Source organism: Thermodesulfobacteriota bacterium (assembly GCA_035559815.1).
Taxonomy (GTDB): Bacteria; Desulfobacterota_D; UBA1144; order Nemesobacterales; family CSP1-2; genus DATMAT01.
On the sequence record DATMAT010000029.1, the window covers coordinates 26173 to 45265 of the forward strand.

The window sequence follows — 19093 nt, forward strand, 5'->3', positions numbered from 1 at the left end:
ACAGAGAGGGCACGAATGGACATAGACCAGGATCCAGGATACACGATGCATGATGAGTAGTTCATGAGGATTTTATCGGGCATCCTGCATCTTGAATCGTGCATCGGTTTACTCAAGTGACTCTGTGCTCTCTTTGATTATAATAAAGTATGAGAGTAATCTACAAGCGTCTAGTCACTAAAAGCGGGTCCGAGCAGGATGTTCTCTATATCCCCGATAAATGCGTGATAACACATAGTCATTATCTTGATAACTATCTGTACAGTTCGAAGGATGATTGGCTGCGAAAATATGGAAAAGCCAAGGGTATAATGGAGAGGGAAATAGAGGCAGACGAAGCTTCGGTGAATAGACTCGTAGAGATTGGAGAGCTGTACATCGACCCAAGAGGTAGGATTCACGATATTGATAACGAAGAGTTTAGGCTATTATTCAAAACTTTAGCCGGGGGTAGAGTAATGAAAACGTTAACGGCCGAGTCGATAAAAAAAATTCTTAGGGCGAAAACAATCGGGGAGCCAATATATTTATTCGAAGAAGTCGGCTCTACGAATGAAGTAGCGTGTGAGCTGGGGAGGAATGGCGCTATTCATGGCACGGTGGTAATTGCCGACTCTCAAACCAGGGGGAGGGGAAGGCTTCAAAGGAAATGGATCTCACCACCGGGGCTTAATCTCTATATGTCGGTAGTATTTCGTCCGAATATCGACCCAAGCGATGCTCCACTGCTTACTTTTGTTGCCGCCGTTGCCGTGTATGAGGCGGTGAAGGGGCAGGGAGCCAACGCCTCCATAAAATGGCCTAATGATGTGCTTATTGATAACAAGAAGGTAGCAGGCATGTTGACGGAAATGCAGACTAAGGGAGAAAGAGTTGATTTTGTAGCGGTAGGAATAGGAGTGAACCTGAATATGACCAGGGAAATAATGGAGAAAGAGATGGGAGAAGTAGCAGAGATAGCAACTTCTCTTACTGAGGCAACCGGACAGGAAATCGACAGGACCAAGTTCATTGCCACTCTTATCGATGAGCTTGAAATATGGTATCAGAGGTTTATGAGTGAAGGGAAAACTCTAATCATCAAGGAATGGACGGAAAGGTGGGGATCATCTAATCGTAGGGTGCGGGCGATATATGATGAGAATATGGTCGAAGGCATTGCTACCGGAGTAAATGAAAATGGGCATTTGGTTCTGAAAAAGGATGATGGAACGACCGAGGTGATTGTCGCCGGAGATGTGGTTCTTATTTAAGAATTGAGTTGTTCACCCTTCGACTGCGCTCAGGGTGAACGGTTTTTATTCCTTATTTCCAGCGGATGTAAATCCGCTCATGCTGAGTTTAGTCGAAGAATGAATTTAAAATGTAGGGAGTTCATCCTTCGTCAGCGTATTTATGGGCAACACCTGTGCCGACATTGTCTGAAACCTTTAATCCCAACTATTGCATTTTAAATCTTTCCTTTGTACTTATGCATGGTATCCCAGAACATGAGTTCGTAGTCGAGTCCCAGTCGTGCAGCCGTTTTCATTTTCTTTTTGTTCATTTCCGTTCTTGCGTACTCTCCGATTATACTCAATATGTTGCTGTAGAACTCAGAGCCGATGGGATAAAACCCGTCGAGGAACTTTGTATCTTCAGAGGTTAAACCATAATGCTTTTTGAGTCCCTTGCTTACTCTATTACAGTTTTCTCCCCAGACCTCGAAGTCAAGAATTATGGATGAGGCAATTTCTCCGGGCGATCCGTACGCTGCCAGGCGGGTAAAGTAGTTGGTGAAGGCTAACGAGCCGGCGTGAGGCTCTGAATTAACCAGTTCGTTAGTGCTCAGGTCAAGAGCATTTGCCATTCTGAATAGGTTATCCAGGGCGCTTCGCTCTCCACTTATTAAATTTAGGAAAAAATCTCTAATTTTCTGGTTTGGAGAAAAGGCGATGTACAGGGCCAAGTTTCTAAAGTCTCCGCTTACGATGTGAAATTGTTGCTTGAGAAAGAACTGTAGATTCTTTATTGGAGTTTTCCCTCTTTCCACACCGCCAACAAAGGGATGGGTGAGAATCTTTTTTCTTATGAGCTGGAATTCTTTTCTCAAATCATCGAGAAATTTTTCAGGGGCTCCGAGAATTTTCTTCTGCATAGTTTATCACCTCGTAAAATCATTTTTCATCCCCCGTCTCTCCTTAAATTATTAAGGGCTGAGAGGCTGGATATATTTTATCTATGGTCACGCCTTTTGTGAAACGTCTTCACGGCTGGTTCAACGTCATAATTATCCGTAGCTAGTTAAAGACCCATACTTCAACCCTTCGACTACGCTGGACTACGGGATGAGAGGATTTGCATCCGCTGGAAATGAGAAAAAACTCCGTTCATACTGACCTTGTGAGTCTGTCGAACGATCGAAGAATGAATACCTCAAGAAATTCATACTTCGACCCTTCGACGATGCTCAGGACTTCAGTATGAGCGGATTTACATCCGCTAAAATAATTAATGATTAATAAAACCCGTTCGTCCTGAGCCGGGTCGAAGGATGAACACCTTACGTTTCAAATTCATCCTTCGATTGAAACGGATGAGTGATATTATTACCAAAGCATATCTTGTTGGTATAGTATTTTAGGAGAATAAACATGGACAAAGAAGATGAAATCAAAAAGCTTGAGGAGAAGCTCGAGGAAATAAGAAGAGCTAAAAAAGATGTCGAAGAAGCATTTTCCCATTCCCCCGACATCCGAAGGCAAATTCTTCTGAACCTTTATGCTCAGGAGAAGTTTTTGCAAAAGCTAATTGATGAAAAGCAAAAAGAAACGAGTGATACCTGAATCAAAACTTTAATGCTTTAGGTTTTTTCCTGTTAACTTTGAACTCCGAACTCTAAACTTTTAACTCTTCATTTACCATGTTGGTCATCTCTTCCCGGACACTGTACATAAGCTCTGTCCATTGACGAATTACGGCCAGGTCATTTGTAGGCAGCTTTTTCTTGATCACGAGCCCTAGGCCGGTGGGTTCTACCTGGCAATCCTTATACTTGTCCTTAACAATTGCACCGAACCTGTAGAGTATGCGAATAGCCTCTATATCCTTACCCTCGAAGCGGGAAATCAAGACCACTTCTTGGTCAAATCCCTCAAAGACTATATTCCACAGGCTGGCTTGCGATTCTAAGCCGAACTTGAGGTCAATGACATTGGATTGCGTATTGAGTTGCTTCATAGAGTTATGATACTATTTGCCGTTAAGTTTAACCAGGCTTTCCCTAGCGCTGGCAATGTAGTTTGCATATCTCACATGCCCGATAGTGAGGTTTATAAAGGCCTGATAGTTTTTCACCGCTTCGGCGTTGTTGTTTGCTTTTTCATAGGCTATGGCCAGGTAATAATAAGCATCGGGATAGTTTGGGTTCAGCGAAATCGCCTTCTTCTGGCTGGCGATTGACTCCTCGATTCTATTCATATAGAGAAGAGTAATTCCAAGGTCCGTATATACGGATGCGTCGTCCGGGTCGAGCTCGATTGCTCTTTGATACTCGGATAAAGCTTGGCCCAGATAGCCTTGCGTTCTCAGTGAAGTTCCCAGGTACTTGTGCAGTTGCGGAGAGTCAGCCAGCTCGACTGCCCTTTTGTAGTGCTCCGTGGATTTGTTGTAATCCCCTTTCTTGTAAAAATAGGCTTGGGCTAAGCCAACGTGGGCTATGACCAGGTTGGGGTCCAGCTCTAGGGCTTTTTTGATGTTTGGGTTGTTTGGGTCCCGCCCGGTAGAAGCCCAAATTATGTAGTAGCTTTCGGCATCGTTTGGGTCTTGAGAAAGCACCCGTCTGGCTGCTGCTTCCGCTTCCTTGTACCTCCTAAGGTGTAGATAGCTCAATGCCAGCGCCCGCTGGGTCTCTTTGCCGTTAGGGTCTAGCTTGAGTGCTTTAGCTATGTTTTTATAGGAGGTGTTAAAATCTGCCTCGTATTCTTCCCTCACCTCGAATTTGTAAAAACCGGTGAAGGAATATACTTCTCCAAGTCCGGCATAAGGAGGCGCATATTCTGGATTAACCTCGATAGATTTATTGTAGTATTTGACTGCGTCTTCAAATCCGCTCGGTGTAAAAAGGAGGTAGGACTCCCTACCTTTGATATAATACTCAACTTCCTTTGAACCTTTAGCGCTATCCTCTTTCTTAGATTTTTCTTTAGAGCTTGCTGTGTGTAATGGGAAAGAAATGGATATGAGCGAAAATGCGACCACTGATAACATAAAAAATTTTCCCCTCATTTTTACATCCTCCTCATGGAAAGATTTTTTTGGCGTTTTTTTTCAATAGTTTTGGTATATGAATTTTACTATTTCCTCTGCCATTCCTTTATACAGGCCGGCATCGGTAAAACCAAGAGAGTTAAAGCCGTTCACCTCACCGGTGGCGATTTCCTTGCCCGTGTTTTTTTCGACAAGGGCCAGTTGAACGGTTAGGGCAACCTCGCCGAACTTCAACGCGCCGCCCTCATATTTGACGCTTTTCCCGGATTGATAATCGATTATCTCACCTAAAAGGACAAGTGTATTCTCTGCCGGTATATCTTGGATTGTTTCTCGCCCTACCTTTTGAAATCTGGACTTACCGGAAATGAGGAGTTTAGCCGTTTCGTCGGGGATTTTGGTCAGGGCATCACTGGGAACATGCTCGACCTGGGTTTCAAGATTTGTGATTTCTAGCCCGGCGTATTTACCTAGCCTTGTATCGGGCTGGCTAAAATGTGAAGAGGTTGTTATATTTCCACAACCGGTTGCCAAAAGTAGTATCAGTAAGAGAATACAGGCAGGAAATAATATAAATCGGTTTTTCATTCCTTAGCTTTCCTCCCTATGATTGTATATATATAACATCCTGCAATCAAGTGCCTAAAATAATATGTGATATTGCGGGATTTACAAGAAGAGTGGTAACAGCAGAGCCGTGACAAGTAATTAATGCTGATATTCATGCTGGAGCGTTTATTTGGCAAAATCATAAGAGATAGGAATCTTAATGAATAGTTGTTAGTAGATGGTGTTTAGTTTATAGGTTAATGCTCGACGAGTCTAGCTATTCGACAATTCCATGATAGGCCTGATGAAGGATGGAAGGTGAACACAACTCTTGATAAACAAAAGATCATGCTTCGACCCTTCGTCTCTGCTCAGGGCTCAGCATGAGCGTATGCATGCATCCGCTAAATAAGGAGAGATAAAAAACCGTTCACTTTGAGCCGGGCCACCCTGAGTTAGACCGAAGGGTCCAAGGGTGAACACCTCGGGTGTCATATTCGTGAGCAAGAAAAAATGAAAGAGGAGAGTTGGGATTCCTCGGGCGTTATTGCGAGGGAGAGAAACGACCGAAGCAATCCCTTGAAAAAAGAGATTGCTTCTATAAAGCCAATTATCCTCTTGCTCTACCATGGGAAGAGGGAGAATTGTCGAAAATCCGCTCGCCCCGAAAGGAATAAAATCATACAATCCCAAGGATTGACAAAATACGTCTGGAATCAGTCAATTTGACAATTTTTGTCGTAAAAATGGGGTAATTTGCGCAAAATGCTACTTCTGGGAGGGTGGATAAAGGTCGGATTTGTTGCATTTTGGTTAAAGAATATCTTGGCTTTTCAATAGATTGTATTATCATTAAAGAGCGAAACGGCAAGGTTGGCACGGGGATTGCAAAAACATTGGACAATTCAAAATTTTTTATAGGAGGTAGTCGAGATGTTTAAGTCAAGACTAGTTAGTAAGAAGGGCGAAAAGGGTTTTACCCTGATCGAGCTGTTGGTGGTCGCGGCCATCATCGGCATATTGCTTGCGATCGCTATTCCTAACCTTATCAAGGCTAGGATGTCCGCGAACGAGGCGAACGCGAGAAAAGCCATGCAAACTTTAAGGGATGCAGAAGGTGAGTACTTCGAGCAGGACCTGGATAATAATGGAACTAGGGACTACATCGATGAAATAGGTAACCTTACTGGTACTACGCCTTCTTTACGTGACCCTGAAGGCACTGCTGATGAGCAAGATGCGCTTGTAGACAGTAGTTTTGAGGGGGCAAGCGATACTGGGGGTGCTGATTGTAGTGATCCAAAGGCGGGATATTGCATTAGATGGGATGCTGCTGTCGTTGCCAATGCAGCTGGCCTTTTTGACGATTTTGGTTGGCAGTCAACTATGACTAGCTTTAACAAGGTTGGAAGAAGAGACTACGCAGTATACGGGGATGGAGTTATAAGATGTGACGTCAGCACATCAGGAGTCGGCCAACCTGGAACATTTGAAGTTGATCGGACTGACCCTGGTTGTGATTAATAACAACCTAAGACTAAGTACAAAAGGGTGGCTAGAGTATCTTATTCTTGCCACCCTTTTAGTTTTATTAAATCGCTTTAACCAGATTATAAGACACTATCCAATTAAAAAACATTGCTGTTTATTAGAGTTGAGTATACCGTATAAAACAGGCTCGTAACTGACTAAAGGTCAAATATTTCCCTCGAAAAATGTGGGTCTTATATTGTTCTTAATTTTTTGCAAGCTGTTTTAATTTCTAGACTCAGCATTAGAGGTTCTTCGGAGCCTTGTAATGTTAGCATTTTATCGGATTATTAAAACAAATATTGAAGGGTTGTTATAGAGTATGCAGGGAACACACGACAAAAATTGTCATTTCCTGCAAATTTTGTCAAGACATTATAATTACTACTTTCTAAGAAATTAAATTATCAATAAAAACTCTTTGTTCTCAGTGTGTTATATATCCAAAATCAGCCGTTGCTTTCTGGTACAAACATTGCAAGAAAGATTATTAATTAAAAATTAGAGGCGGTTCTAATGTTTAATTTAGGTATAAATACTGAAAAAGGTTTCACCCTTATTGAACTCTTGGTAGTAGCAGCCATCATCGGAATATTACTTGGTATAGCGATTCCAAACCTTATTAAAGCACGTCTTTCGGCTAATGAGTCTAATGCCAGAAAAGCCCTTCAGACTATTAGAGATGCAGAATATGAATATTCCGAACAAGACTTAGATGATAATGGCGCAAGAGATTATACTAACTTTATAGGTTCGTTGGGTGCGTCAGGTACTTTGCGTGATCCTTCCGGTACCAACGACGAACAAAATGCGCTTCTGGATATCACTTTTGAAGGTGCAGTAGTGAATGACGGAAATGCAGCGGCTACCGCCAATTGCACTGACCCAAAGGCAGGATATTGCATTGGATGGAGTGGAGATGTTAACACCGATTCTACTACGCTAGCAGGTGATTTTGGTTGGGAGGCTTCTATGACAGGTGCTGGTAAGACCGGAAGAAAAGATTTTTCTGTTTTTGCCGACAAGGTTATCAAATGTATTGCTACTACCCAATCTAGTGGCAGCGCAGGACAATTTGAATCATCCCGTACCGACCCTGATTGTGATTGATGAAACTATGAAGAACTTAGAGTTAAAATGAAAAAATCTTGACTCTAAGATAACACCGTTCTGATTAAGATCGACTAAATTAACATTATGCTTAACGATATTCTTAGAACTTGTAAGAATCCGTTAAGATACCTATAATTAAAAAAAATAATTCTGATTCCTAAAACATGCTCAAAGTAGAAAATCTCGTAAAGGACTTCGCCACCGGATTTCTGAGAAAGAAGGTTCGGGTGCTCAAAGGTGTGTCTTTCTCAGTGAACAAGGGAGAGATATTCGGTTTTGTCGGGCCCAATGGTGCGGGGAAAACCACGACGTTTAAAGTGGTTCTGGGTTTTGTCCCCATTACAGATGGAAATGTTGAATTGATGGGGAAGCCACTCGGTGATGTGGATGTAAAAAAGCACATAGGCTACCTCCCGGAGAATCCATATTTCTATGATTACCTTACGGGCGAGGAGCTTCTTCGATATATGGGAGAGTTGCATGGGCTAAATGGAAAAGGTCTCTCCGCAAGAATCGATGAGCTTCTGGAGAAGGTAAAAATGTCTCATGCCCGAAAGGTGCAGTTGAGAAAATATTCAAAAGGTATGCTTCAGAGGGTGGGTGTTGCTCAGGCCCTTATAAATGACCCTGATTTTCTTATCCTTGACGAGCCTATGACCGGGCTTGACCCTATCGGACAAAGAGAAATAAAGGACCTGATTCTAGAGGAAAAAAAGAGGGGAAAAACCATACTTCTCAGTTCCCACATGCTCTCCGATGTCGAGGCTTTATGCGATAGGGTGGGGGTGGTTATGAACGGGAAAGTAGTCAAGATTGGCGAGCTGGGGAAGCTGTTTGAAGAGATTCATACGGATTATGAGATGCTTCTCAAGGGTGTTGATGAAAGGATTATGAACAGCCTTAGCGACCTTAAAGTTTCAGTCGAAAAAAGAGCAGGATTTACTGTTCTCAGGTTCGACGAAGATATTAAGACCAGGGTATTCCAGGTCGTCTCTGATTCCGGTGCGGATATCGTCTCGCTTCATCCTTTAAGAAAATCTCTCGAAGGACTCTTCGTTGAGGAAGCGAAGAAGGATGTTCATCTTGAATCATGAACCGGTTTAGCCACGAATCTACACAGATGAACACGAATGAAAAAGATATTTTATATAAAGAGCTTTCTTATAAAATAATTGGATTAGATATGGAAGTGCATAATAAACTGGGTTATGGATTCTTAGAAAAAGTCTATGAAAACGCTCTACTGATATTGTTACCGCGTAAAGATATCGAAGCAAAACAACAAGCACCGATAAAGGTATATTTCGAGGGGGAGGTTGTGGGAAATTACTTCGCTGATATTTTAGTTGAGGATAAAATTATATTGGAAATTAAAGCTTTAGACAAAATAATAGATGTCTACATTGCGCAGACGTTGAACTACTTAAAAGCAACTGGATTACAGTTAGCAATCATCTTAAATTTTGGTAAGAAGAGATTAGAGTACGAAAGAATCGTTAACTAGACAAATTTTTATTCGTGTAAATTCGTGTTTATTTGTGGCTAAGTAATTGGAATCATGAGCAGAGTCTGGAGCGTTGCACATAATACATTCATAGAAGCGGTCAGAGACAGGGTTCTCTACAGCTTAATCCTGTTTGCATTTTTGATGATTCTGAGTTCTCTTATCCTAGCCAGTATATCCGGGGAGCAATATAACAAGATTGTTAAGGACCTCGGATTTACCGTTATTTCGCTCATCGGGGTCATGATTTCGGTATTTCTGGGCATGGGGCTTGTCTATAAGGAAATTGAGAAGAAAACCGTTTATAACATCTTTTCAAAACCGATACACCGGTATGAGTTTGTCTTCGGCAAATATCTGGGCCTTGCTTTTACCCTCCTAGTAAACACTGCGGCCATGGCTGTTATTCTTTTCCTGCTGGTGCTGTACACGGAGTTAAGGCATGGAGATTTTATAAAGTTTTACTATGGCGGACCATATTACGCCGAGTTTTTCAAAGCAGTTTATTTTATTTACCTTGAGTTTCTTATAATCATCGGGGTTGCTTTGGTATTTTCGAGCTTTACAACCCCGGTAATGACGGTGCTCTTTACGTTTCTGGTAATTGCAATCGGAAGGTTTTCGAGTGATGTGAAGCTTTTTGCCGAACAGGTCAAAAATCCTGTGACTGGATTTTTCACCGAGGTCATTTATAGGGTTATGCCAAATTTGGAAAAGTTTGATGTAAGGCGCGAGGCCGTGTATGGAGGGAATGTAAGTTGGGAGCTTATTCTTAATACCACTGCCTATGCCTTGCTTTACACCTTAGCGCTGCTGTTACTTTCTATAATAATATTCCAGAAGAGGGAATTTAAATAAACATTATGCAAGATGCAAGAACAGCTTGTGAGTAATGTAATTGTCTTTACTTAGACCGTATTTGGTCAAAAATTTAAGAAATCAAATACGCCCTTCGACAAGCTCAGGGCGAACGGTTATGGAGGTAGGCCGCTTATGCTGAGCCCTTTGTCCGATCTTCCCAGCGTGTCGAAGGATGAACGCTCAGGGCAAGCCTGTCGAAAGAAGTATGACTATTATGTATGGGGACCTATGCTGAAAATCATACGGTCTTTATAGGCAAATGGATATTACTTCCACAAATCATGAATCCTGCATCCTGCATCATTTGTAGTGGCTATGCTTGATACACTTGCAAAAAGACCAATCCTAGGACTTCTAGTTGTGTTTGCGCTGATTGTCGTCTCTATCCCTTTTCAGAAAAGGGTTGACGATATAAGAGGTAATTTCAGAGCCATAGAGGAGACCCTCTACCTGACCTCATCCGCGCTTAAGAAAATCTCCTTTGGATACAAAGAAATAGTTGCAGACATCTATTGGCTAAGGGCAATTCAATACTTCGGCGGTAAAAAGATTAAAGAGCAAGATCCGGACCTTCTTTATAAATATTTCGATATACTTACCGATCTGGACCCGCAGTTCGTGAATGCATACAGGTTTGGCGGTACGTTTCTGGCTGAACCGCCGCCTTATGGTTTAGGCGATATCGAGAAGGGGACAAAGCTATTCGATAAAGGAAGGGAAAACAACCCGGACAACTTTAGAATCCCTCTTGAAGAGGCGTTTGTATATTATCTTTATGCTAAGGACTATGAGAAAGCGGCAGAGCTATTTGACGAAGCATCGGAAAAACCCGGTCTCTCGCCTTTTCGCCGGGCATCGATAAAGGGAATGGCAGCATCTGCTCATACTTATGGCGGCAATAGAGAACTGTCTAAAAAAATATGGAGAGAAATCTATGAAACCACGCCAAATGAAGGAAGAAAGAATTTTGCTTTCAGAAATCTACAAGAGCTAAATACCATGGATATGGAAGACCGCTTGACCGAGGCTTTGAGGGAGTATGTCGAGCGTTATAACGAGCTACCGAAAAACCTGGAAGCCCTAAAAGACGCGGGCATCGTCAAACAAATACCCAAGGAGCCACTCGGAGGAAAGTTTATCATAGCTAGTAAACTGAAAGCGGTAAAAAGCTCTACATTGGTGGGTCAACAATTAAACCAAAACCTGGCATTTTTATCATCTAGAATCCAAAAATTTAAGAAAGAGCATGGTCGGTATCCGAAAGATTTAAATGAGTTAAAAGAGTTTATAGAAAAAGATAGTACAGCACAATTCCCAACAAATCCTTTGGGAGAAGATTATGTCTATAATCCGGAGAACGGTGTTATAGCCTCTAATTGAGATAATATCAAAAACCTTTTCTAATCAACTTCAAGCCAAAACCTTCGATTAATAAAATATAGAAGTTTCCTTATTTAATGAACACCAGAGGGATGCCCTACGCATGAGTGTGTACCTAGGTCATTTGTGAAAGTAGTAATCCAATGTAGAGGCGCAAAATTTTGCGTCTCTACCCGTGGGTGCCTGGTTGCTTCTCCGATTAATCGGGTGAGTACACGGTTGTTATGCGAAAAGAGACAAATTGTTTCGGTATGGGCTATGTCATAGGTATTAAATTAACCAATTGTCTTAAGCCTTTTTTTCAGACTTAAATATAACTAAAGTCCAATTGATGAACCCCGGAAAGGAGGGTTTTGTCTATTGGTCTCAGGCAGAACCGCAAGCACCCCATAAAAGTAATAAGCCCACCGTTAACAATGTGAGGTGAAATCAATGTTAAGAAAGATATATGATATTTTTATGTTCACTGCCTATGGCTTTCTCAAAACATCCTTATTTTTGTCTCTTTTTTGTCTTTCTATTTCTTTCTTCCTGAAATCCAAGAATATTTTTCATATAGAGGTAAAGAGTATAGAACCCTTGGGGGCGCTGGTGACCCCGACAGGTGGAACAAAACGGCTAGGTTCAACAAATGCTGAAAGTATGGGCCTCAAAACGGATGAGGCCGATATTTTTAAATTTATTCTCAGGTTTTCCGACCGAATATCCACTGCAGATGCAAAAAAACTGGCCAAACTTATTGACGAGGAATGCGAAATTTACGGTCTAGACCCATTTCTTATTCTGGCTATGATTTATGTCGAGAGTAAATTTGACCCGGTCGCAGTATCAAATAAGGGAGCCATCGGTTTGATGCAGGTCATGCCTGTAACCGGTGAATTTATAGCCGGGAAATTGGGTATTCCTTTCAATGGAGATAAATCTCTTTTTGACCCGGTCGTCAACGTGAGGTTAGGCATATATTATTTTTCATCACTGATCAATCGCTTTGAGAGTATAGACCAGGCGCTTATTGCCTATAACGCCGGTCCAACCAGGTTCTTAAATACTGCAAGTTTGAGGAATGGAAAATCTACATACTTAACTAGAGTTTTACATTTTAGAAGTCTCCTGGAAGACGAAGGCATAATAACCGAGGAGAGCTAGGGGCAACAAATGCTAAAGACTATGATAGTGCCTTCCTTCGTTCGTGATACCTCATGTTCTGTCATTGCGAGGAGTTAAACGACGAAGCAATCCCAGGCATTGCTATAATCGATCAACAATACTATGTATATATAATGACCAACAAAAACAATACTGTGCTCTACACGGGTGTTACAAACGATTTAAAAAGAAGAGTTTATCAACATAGAGAAAAGTTAATAGATGGATTTACTAAAAGATATAATATCAATAAGTTGATATACTACGAGGTATTTGAGGACATACATAGTGCGATTTCAAGGGAAAAACAGATTAAGGCCGGTTCATGACAGAAAAAGATCGATCTCATTAATCGTATGAATAAAGGATGGAAAGACTTATACAGGGAATTATGATGTTTTAAAGATAATAAACAGAAGCCAGAAGGTAATTTCAAGGGATTGCTTCACTACGTTCGCAATGACAGAATTGGAAGATCTATTGTTAGTGCCCTTCGGCAGGGTTTTAACAATAAGTCGGAGTGTTCGGAATACAATCTATGACCGAAGCAATCTACTTAGATTCCTCACGTTCTCCTTCGTCTTCGCTCAGGACTTGGTTCGGAATGACGACTTGTGTCAGATTGCCACGCTGCCAAAAGAAAGTGGCTTGCAATGACAGGTAGAATAGGTCATTCCAAGGATGGTAAGCCGAGATGAAATTCGGGGTGTCGCTGCCTAACTTCGGAAAGTATGCAGAGAGAGACTATATAATCGAGATTGCCAGAACAGCCGAGGACCTCGGCTTTGATTCACTCTGGGTTAGCGATCACATTATTATTCCTCATTCACATAAAGGTTTTGGTGAGGTATTTTATGAACCGCTTGTCACCTTAGCCTACATAGCCTCCCATACAAACAAAATTCATCTGGGAACGAGCGTAATAATTCTTCCCTACAGGAATCCCATAGTGCTCGCAAAGACAATCTCAACCTTGGACGTGCTTTCTGGAGGAAGAGTAATATTTGGCATGGGTGCAGGATGGCTCAAGGAGGAATTTCTGGCTCTAGGTGCGTCTTATGAAGAAAGAGGTTCTATCACCGACGAGTGGATAGAAGTCTTAAAGCTACTCTGGACTGAGGAGAGGCCGGTTTTTAAAGGCCGGTATCACGAATTCTCGGATATTAGCTTTCTACCAAGACCTATTCAAAAACCACATCCGCCAATATGGGTAGGTGGTAATAGCAGGAAAGCAGTCGAGCGGGCGGTTAGTTGCGGAGACGGTTGGCATCCTGTGGGTCTCATTCCGGAGGAGATAGCGGAGAAAGCCGACTATCTTGATGAAATGTTAGCCGCGAAAATGAAAAAAAGGTCCGAGTTTGTGATTTCCCTTAGGAAAAACCTTCAAGTCTTCACCGGGAGGAAGCTCGATGTTGATGTTAAGGACGAAAGAGAAACACTCCGTGGCACCCGTGAGAAGATAATCAAGGGTTTAGAGCAATACGGGAGAGCGGGTGTATCGCACCTGGTTTTTCAGGTTTTGAGTGGGGATTTAAAAGGGATAGTGGAAACAATGAAAATTTTTTCAAAAGATATTGGTCCCGCGTTTAAACCCTAGATTTGTACTCTTTAGTTTTTCTCCATGTTGACAAGAAGCCATTTCTGTAGAGATAATGAAGTTAGGTGGGTTTTATCAGGAATGAAAATTGAACTGCTTTTTAGTGTTTTTTTAATGAGTTCGCCCTTCGACTACTTCACCCTTCATCTTCGCTCAGTGTGAAGTAGTGTTAGAATGAGCTTTCCCTAGCTTCATGGTGAGGGCTTTGGCAAGCTCAGCATAAACTACGTCGAACCATGAGCCATTCGACTCGGCCCTTCTTCAAACGCAGGACAGGCTCAGGGCGAACGGAGTTTCATTTTATTAGTCATTTTAGCGGATAAGTATCCGCTCATGCTTGTCGAAGTATGATTTCTTGGGTGTTCATTCTTCCCCTGGTTAAACCGAGGGACTTAGCTCAGAATGAACGAAGATCTATAAGACAAAACTGTTATGATTATTTATGAAGTAACTCACAGGAGGTTAAGAGCATGGTAGAGAACAGCCAGAGATTCGTAGCCGCTGCGGTGCAAACCGCACCGGTTTTCTTGAACAAGGTGGAAACGATTGGAAAGGTATGCGGTTTGATCGAGGAGGCCAGTGAAAATGGAGCTGACCTAATCGTGTTCCCGGAGGCCTTGATCCCTACTTATCCCTACTGGCCTAAGGACTTGGGATCCGGGCCGGAAAGGAAACTCGTTCTCGATGCCTATACAGAGTTATACAAAAACTCGGTTGAAGTTCCCAGCAAAGACACTGATAAACTCTCGGAAGCGGCTCGAAAAGCAGGAGCCCATGTAATCATCGGTATCAACGAAAGGGACGGAGGCACTCTTTATAACACCATTCTGTTTATAGATAAAAGCGGTAGGATTCTGGGCAAACACAGAAAGCTCATGTCCATAGACAGCGAAAAGTGCATATGGGGAATGGGGAGGGCGGAGGACCTCCGGGTGTTTGACACCGATTTAGGAAAGGTCGGAGGGTTCTTCTGCTACGAGCACCATATGACCTTGGCCAAATACGCCATGTTTATGAAAGGAGAGGAAATACACGCAGGGCTATGGGCGGGGCACGGCTTTGTTAAACCCACTATGGATTTCGCCAGCCGGCAATATGCTTTTGAGGGACAGGTATTTGTGATTGCCGCTTCACTATACATCAATGAAGATATGGTTCCGGATTCTTTTCCTCTTAAAAAATACACCAAATGGGATTTTCCCGGCGGGAGCGGAATAATAAACCCCCGGGGAGAATATTTAGCCGGCCCGCTTTATGACCAAGAGGGAATTCTGTATGCCGAGATTGATAAGGACATGATTATCCGGGCTAAGGCGGTTATAGATTCGGTGGGGCATTTTTCCCGGCCGGACATCTTGACCCTGAGTATTAACGAACCTGGTCATTCCTATAAACTCGATAGAGATAGTATTCGGAACGACTCAGCGGCTGAGTATAACGATATCATCGGAGCCATAGGTGAGCTCAGGCAAAGACAGGAGAGACTTGAGGGAAAGCTAGATGAGCTTATTAACGCCTTGTCCTCGGATAAAAAGCGGGTCCGGAAATAATAGGTTATACAGATTAGATCTTGTCGACCGATGTTCTGTGCTTCATAGCCAAGCCTATAATCAATGGGTCTTCTTCTTAATCGACCCGATTAATTCCTGTTTGAGGTCCCAAAGCCTCTCCGTCAGAGAGACGTGGTAAATATGAGGGTTCATTATACGCTTTACCCCAGCGTCTAACCGCTCAATGTCTGACCGGCGGAGTTTGCGCATATCCTCGATCGAAGGTAAATCGTATGCAAGTTTTCCTTCATTTAGCACCTCTACCAGAAGTGGCTCGACCTCGGTGAATTGGCTTCGGTCCAATACCCTATATTTCGTATGGTCCGAAGGATGGCGCAAGATGATTCTGTCCATCTTCCGCGGGTCTTCCTCATCCAGGCTCAAGAGGTCGGCTGTGGCCTTACCCCTTTGGTCATATATGCGCCAGACGCGCTTATGGCCGGGATTGGGGGTTTTATCCAGGGATTCGGAAATCTTTATGGCCGGCTTCCACCTGTTTTCGTCATAAACGGCAACCAACTTGTATACCCCGCCGAGAGCCGATTCTCCGCGTGAGGTAATCAGCCTTGTCCCTACACCGTACACCAGCCTCCGGATGAGACGATCGGGGTCGACACCGTAGCGCGGTGCCTCCTCGATTATTTGAGTAATGATCTGCCATATGACCAGCTCGTCCAGTTCATTAGATAGGACGATGTGAGTATCGGAAAAGCCAGCCTGGTCCAGCATCTTGGAGGCCTGGATGCTCAGGTGAGCGAGGTCTCCAGAGTCGAGCCTGATTCCAACCGGTTTGTGCCCTTTTTGTCTAAGTTCTTCGAATACCCTTATGGCATTAGGAATCCCGCTCTCCAGGGTATTTATCGTATCTACTAACAACAAACAATCGTCGGGGTACATCTCTGCAAAAGCGCGAAAGGCGCCGAGTTCGCCCTCTCCCAATGCCATAAAAAGTTGAACCATGCTGTGAGCGTGGGTTCCCTTGGGCTGATATCCAAGGACATGAGATATGCCAACGTTTGAAGTAAAATCCGCACCGCCTATAAGCGCTGCTCTGGCGCCGGCATTTGCGCCTTTGTCATGGGCCCGCCGCATTCCAAATTCGAGGAGTAGCTGTCCTCGTCCGCTCTCTCGAACCCGCGCGGCCTTAGTAGCTATTAGAGTTTGGTAGTTGAGTTGGTTAAGAAGGGGCGATTCTAGAATCTGGGCCATAGCCAGGGGGCCTTGCACAACGGCGATAGGAACGTTCGGATGAACCACACGGCCTTCCGGTATGGCATAAAGGGTTAGACTGCTAAAGTTACCGTTTTCCCTGAGCCAATTCAGGAAATCATCTTGAAACACCCGCTCCCCGGTTCGGCCAGTCTGAGTACGAAGGCAATAAATGTCTTCTTCGTCGAAACGGGCATCATTCATCCAGTCTAGCAGCCATTCCAGGCCAGCGTTGACACAATAGCCGGCCTGATGAGTTCCGTAATCGGGGTATTTACGAAAGAAGTAATCAAATTGAACCTTTTTCTCGTGTAAACCCATTCTGTAATATAGCTGAGCCATAGTGAGCTGATACTGATCGGTGAACAAAATACCCTCGGCAATATTCTGCTCTGATTTTTTCACCTACGTGACCTCATACTCTATAATTCTCTTCTTGGAGAAAGTTTATTTACTTTAACACTCATTAAAACTAATTTAATCAAGGTTAATTTTGTAGATACGACCGCGGGTCGTGTCTACTTTTTACAATCGGTATTTGCTTTTTGCTATAGCGTCTTAAAGAGCGATGAGACATTAAATAAATCTATAGAAGTTGATAAGATAGCCAAACCCGCTGGATTTTTATTGTATGGTAAATTTCTCGGAGCTTCCAGAGGCTTTCCTTCTTATAATCTCCCATTTCTCGAAGGTCACCGACATAACGGATATGGCCTCCGCCATTTGTCCGTCCTTCACATACGAAAGTAGGTCCCAGATTTCCTTCACCGATCGTTCATTTTGCATGGCCTGAGGATTGATCAAACCATTTAATTCTCCGTAGTCAAGAATTACATATCCCGACTGGTCAAATCCTCCGAGCCAAGTTTGTAGGTTTGCTACCCCAGTTCGTAACTGCTTTAGCCTCGGAAAAAGAGAAAACGACTGAGAATCAGGTCCTTTATAATTCTTCAAAACATCATTCAAGGTTAAATACGCTGCTTCCAGCCTCTCCCGGCTGCGGTTAACTTTCGAGTCGTAATATATCCCATCACATTGTATGGCCCCGAATCCGGTATGGGTATAGAGAAACTTTCTTTCCTCATCTTTAAAAAGCAGGAACCATTCCATGGGTATGTGGTTCTCCGAAATCAATAGGTGAGGGGTAATTGTCGAACCGATGGGTGCGAGATAATGACTGCCCCTTTCATCCCTGATGAAGAAACAGTCCTCGATTAGTTCAGGGTCAACGTCCAACTGTATGGCCAGGGATTCCCTAAACTCATCGTACTCTCTGCCAAACCAGACCCCACGGGGAGATGACGGGCTATCCCAGTACTGCTCATAAAAGGATATATAAGTACTCCAATAGTTCTGTTTATCCCTGAATCTATCCAGGGGCTCATAGATGATGAGTGTGCTTCTGGCCATATGTGAATTGATAAACCAAATTGATATTAAAGTCAAACCGTAAACGTGAGAAGTATTCTATTTGGACTCACGGATTACCAGATAATTGGAGAGCAGTATTAGACCTCCTCCCCAGATCACATTCAAACCTATCGGCTGGCCGAATGTAATTTTTGCCAGCAAGGTCGCGCTGACCGGCTCCAGAAGGAGTATTATGCCGGCGATAGAAGCTTGCACATTTTTCATCCCTCGGTAAAAGAGTAAATGGGGTATGACTCCGGCTACAAACCCAAAAATAAGGAAATTAACCCAATGGTCTGAAAGGGAGTGTAAAGAGAACTCGACTATACTCGGCTCCTGGATGAATAGTGCCGTAATCGGCCAAAGTAACAATAGCCAAACAACTGAAAACCCCGACCAACCGATTGTGGTAGTAAGGTAATGTTGGTTATTCATTCCGCTTTTTCTACCCCATATTATCCATAACGATAGAAAAATACCCCCCAACAAAGCGCATGTAACGCCGGCCATCGAGTCAAACGATTTTATATCCCATGATTTAAGAAGAACGGCCAGACCGAGGAGGGCTATTACCACTGATAAGATTTTTCTTACGGTGATTTTTTCATCTAACATCAGCCTGGCCAGAGGAACCGTCCAGACCGGTTGGCTATAGAGAAGGAATACCACAATTGCTACGGGCACCCCTAGGGCAATCCCGGCAAATTGGGTCAATTCTAAGAAGGCGCCTATCAGCCCGTAGACCGTGAAAAAATAAATCGCCTCTCTTTTTATGAGATATTGCCTTTTGACTAGAACTACGGGAAGCAATATAAGGCTGATAAGAAGCACCCGGTATAACGAAACTTCAAAGAGGGATAAGCCTGAATTGATGAAGAATTGTCCGCCTGCAGCGATTGTACCGTACAACAAAGCCGCAGTGGTGACAAACCAGTATTCCCTGGACATAGAGTTATATTACATACCGGGCATTTATGAAGAGAAGAAATTAAAACT

General features: G+C 43.1%; 19 protein-coding genes. 12 read left to right on the forward strand and 7 right to left on the reverse strand.

The window, feature by feature from the left end; translation table 11 throughout:
• The first annotated feature begins 149 nt into the window (after positions 1 to 149).
• Positions 150 to 1253 carry a biotin--[acetyl-CoA-carboxylase] ligase gene (locus VNN20_08395; protein HWP92199.1) on the forward strand — a complete coding sequence of 368 codons (1104 nt, stop codon included), beginning with the start codon at positions 150 to 152 and terminating at the stop codon, positions 1251 to 1253.
• Between the two features lie 197 nt (positions 1254 to 1450).
• Here VNN20_08395 and VNN20_08400 read toward each other — a convergent pair whose 3' ends face one another.
• The gene (locus tag VNN20_08400) at positions 1451 to 2137 is read right to left on the reverse strand and encodes a hypothetical protein (protein HWP92200.1); all 687 of its coding nucleotides are present in this window, start codon (positions 2135 to 2137) and stop codon (positions 1451 to 1453) included.
• A 496-nt stretch (positions 2138 to 2633) separates the two neighbouring features.
• On the opposite strand from VNN20_08400, the gene VNN20_08405 reads away from it, so the two are divergent.
• Positions 2634 to 2825: a hypothetical protein gene (locus VNN20_08405; GenBank protein HWP92201.1), complete on the forward strand. Its 192-nt coding sequence runs from the start codon at positions 2634 to 2636 to the stop codon at positions 2823 to 2825.
• A gap of 52 nt (positions 2826 to 2877) precedes the next feature.
• Here the strand turns inward: VNN20_08405 and VNN20_08410 are convergent, their stop codons facing one another.
• From VNN20_08410 to VNN20_08420, 3 genes are read right to left on the reverse strand one after another with little or no spacing between them, the layout of a single operon-like run.
• Positions 2878 to 3219, reverse strand: a complete 342-nt coding sequence (locus VNN20_08410; GenBank protein ID HWP92202.1) for a hypothetical protein — start codon at positions 3217 to 3219, stop codon at positions 2878 to 2880.
• Between the two features lie 12 nt (positions 3220 to 3231).
• Positions 3232 to 4266: a tetratricopeptide repeat protein gene (locus tag VNN20_08415; protein HWP92203.1), complete on the reverse strand. Its 1035-nt coding sequence runs from the start codon at positions 4264 to 4266 to the stop codon at positions 3232 to 3234.
• Positions 4267 to 4308: 42 nt separating this feature from the next.
• The gene (locus tag VNN20_08420) at positions 4309 to 4836 is read right to left on the reverse strand and encodes a hypothetical protein (protein ID HWP92204.1); all 528 of its coding nucleotides are present in this window, start codon (positions 4834 to 4836) and stop codon (positions 4309 to 4311) included.
• Between the two features lie 894 nt (positions 4837 to 5730).
• Here VNN20_08420 and VNN20_08425 point away from each other — a divergent pair.
• From VNN20_08425 to VNN20_08470, 10 genes are all read left to right on the forward strand, one after another.
• On the forward strand, positions 5731 to 6321 hold the full coding sequence (locus tag VNN20_08425; GenBank protein ID HWP92205.1) for a prepilin-type N-terminal cleavage/methylation domain-containing protein: 591 nt from the start codon (positions 5731 to 5733) through the stop codon (positions 6319 to 6321).
• A 522-nt stretch (positions 6322 to 6843) separates the two neighbouring features.
• Positions 6844 to 7437 (forward strand): prepilin-type N-terminal cleavage/methylation domain-containing protein, encoded by a 594-nt coding sequence (locus VNN20_08430; protein ID HWP92206.1) that lies wholly within the window; start codon positions 6844 to 6846, stop codon positions 7435 to 7437.
• Between the two features lie 167 nt (positions 7438 to 7604).
• A complete protein-coding gene (locus VNN20_08435; GenBank protein ID HWP92207.1) occupies positions 7605 to 8534 on the forward strand; it encodes an ABC transporter ATP-binding protein in 930 nt (309 codons plus the stop codon).
• Positions 8531 to 8944 carry a GxxExxY protein gene (locus VNN20_08440; protein ID HWP92208.1) on the forward strand — a complete coding sequence of 138 codons (414 nt, stop codon included), beginning with the start codon at positions 8531 to 8533 and terminating at the stop codon, positions 8942 to 8944. The genes VNN20_08435 and VNN20_08440 overlap by 4 nt, the downstream gene beginning before the upstream one ends.
• A gap of 54 nt (positions 8945 to 8998) precedes the next feature.
• Positions 8999 to 9802: an ABC transporter permease gene (locus VNN20_08445; protein HWP92209.1), complete on the forward strand. Its 804-nt coding sequence runs from the start codon at positions 8999 to 9001 to the stop codon at positions 9800 to 9802.
• Between the two features lie 318 nt (positions 9803 to 10120).
• Positions 10121 to 11185: a hypothetical protein gene (locus VNN20_08450; GenBank protein ID HWP92210.1), complete on the forward strand. Its 1065-nt coding sequence runs from the start codon at positions 10121 to 10123 to the stop codon at positions 11183 to 11185.
• A gap of 432 nt (positions 11186 to 11617) precedes the next feature.
• Complete coding sequence (locus tag VNN20_08455) at positions 11618 to 12331, forward strand: lytic transglycosylase domain-containing protein (protein ID HWP92211.1); 714 nt, start codon at positions 11618 to 11620, stop codon at positions 12329 to 12331.
• Positions 12332 to 12384: 53 nt separating this feature from the next.
• Complete coding sequence (locus VNN20_08460) at positions 12385 to 12660, forward strand: GIY-YIG nuclease family protein (GenBank protein ID HWP92212.1); 276 nt, start codon at positions 12385 to 12387, stop codon at positions 12658 to 12660.
• 365 nt (positions 12661 to 13025) lie between these two features.
• A complete protein-coding gene (locus VNN20_08465; protein HWP92213.1) occupies positions 13026 to 13928 on the forward strand; it encodes an LLM class F420-dependent oxidoreductase in 903 nt (300 codons plus the stop codon).
• Between the two features lie 470 nt (positions 13929 to 14398).
• A complete protein-coding gene (locus VNN20_08470; protein HWP92214.1) occupies positions 14399 to 15478 on the forward strand; it encodes a carbon-nitrogen hydrolase family protein in 1080 nt (359 codons plus the stop codon).
• A 60-nt stretch (positions 15479 to 15538) separates the two neighbouring features.
• On the opposite strand, the gene VNN20_08475 is transcribed toward VNN20_08470, so the two are convergent.
• The 3 genes from VNN20_08475 to VNN20_08485 form a co-directional block, all read right to left on the reverse strand.
• Positions 15539 to 17092, reverse strand: a complete 1554-nt coding sequence (locus tag VNN20_08475) for a nicotinate phosphoribosyltransferase (GenBank protein ID HWP92215.1) — start codon at positions 17090 to 17092, stop codon at positions 15539 to 15541.
• A gap of 219 nt (positions 17093 to 17311) precedes the next feature.
• Positions 17312 to 18097: a hypothetical protein gene (locus VNN20_08480; GenBank protein ID HWP92216.1), complete on the reverse strand. Its 786-nt coding sequence runs from the start codon at positions 18095 to 18097 to the stop codon at positions 17312 to 17314.
• Positions 18098 to 18154: 57 nt separating this feature from the next.
• Complete coding sequence (locus tag VNN20_08485) at positions 18155 to 19045, reverse strand: EamA family transporter (protein ID HWP92217.1); 891 nt, start codon at positions 19043 to 19045, stop codon at positions 18155 to 18157.
• Positions 19046 to 19093 lie beyond the last annotated feature (48 nt).

Bases quoted from the DNA above. Each gene is read 5' to 3' on its own strand.
- VNN20_08420 (HWP92204.1), bottom strand. From the start codon at position 4,836: ATGAAAAACCGATTTATATTATTTCCTGCCTGTATTCTCTTACTGATA.
- VNN20_08470 (HWP92214.1), top strand. From the start codon at position 14,399: ATGGTAGAGAACAGCCAGAGATTCGTAGCCGCTGCGGTGCAAACCGCA.
- VNN20_08405 (HWP92201.1), top strand. From the start codon at position 2,634: ATGGACAAAGAAGATGAAATCAAAAAGCTTGAGGAGAAGCTCGAGGAA.
- VNN20_08460 (HWP92212.1), top strand. From the start codon at position 12,385: ATGTTCTGTCATTGCGAGGAGTTAAACGACGAAGCAATCCCAGGCATT.
- VNN20_08430 (HWP92206.1), top strand. From the start codon at position 6,844: ATGTTTAATTTAGGTATAAATACTGAAAAAGGTTTCACCCTTATTGAA.
- VNN20_08465 (HWP92213.1), top strand. From the start codon at position 13,026: ATGAAATTCGGGGTGTCGCTGCCTAACTTCGGAAAGTATGCAGAGAGA.
- VNN20_08415 (HWP92203.1), bottom strand. From the start codon at position 4,266: ATGAGGGGAAAATTTTTTATGTTATCAGTGGTCGCATTTTCGCTCATA.
- VNN20_08445 (HWP92209.1), top strand. From the start codon at position 8,999: ATGAGCAGAGTCTGGAGCGTTGCACATAATACATTCATAGAAGCGGTC.
- VNN20_08450 (HWP92210.1), top strand. From the start codon at position 10,121: ATGCTTGATACACTTGCAAAAAGACCAATCCTAGGACTTCTAGTTGTG.
- VNN20_08400 (HWP92200.1), bottom strand. From the start codon at position 2,137: ATGCAGAAGAAAATTCTCGGAGCCCCTGAAAAATTTCTCGATGATTTG.
- VNN20_08485 (HWP92217.1), bottom strand. From the start codon at position 19,045: ATGTCCAGGGAATACTGGTTTGTCACCACTGCGGCTTTGTTGTACGGT.
- VNN20_08435 (HWP92207.1), top strand. From the start codon at position 7,605: ATGCTCAAAGTAGAAAATCTCGTAAAGGACTTCGCCACCGGATTTCTG.
- VNN20_08395 (HWP92199.1), top strand. From the start codon at position 150: ATGAGAGTAATCTACAAGCGTCTAGTCACTAAAAGCGGGTCCGAGCAG.
- VNN20_08480 (HWP92216.1), bottom strand. From the start codon at position 18,097: ATGGCCAGAAGCACACTCATCATCTATGAGCCCCTGGATAGATTCAGG.
- VNN20_08455 (HWP92211.1), top strand. From the start codon at position 11,618: ATGTTAAGAAAGATATATGATATTTTTATGTTCACTGCCTATGGCTTT.
- VNN20_08440 (HWP92208.1), top strand. From the start codon at position 8,531: ATGAACCGGTTTAGCCACGAATCTACACAGATGAACACGAATGAAAAA.
- VNN20_08425 (HWP92205.1), top strand. From the start codon at position 5,731: ATGTTTAAGTCAAGACTAGTTAGTAAGAAGGGCGAAAAGGGTTTTACC.
- VNN20_08410 (HWP92202.1), bottom strand. From the start codon at position 3,219: ATGAAGCAACTCAATACGCAATCCAATGTCATTGACCTCAAGTTCGGC.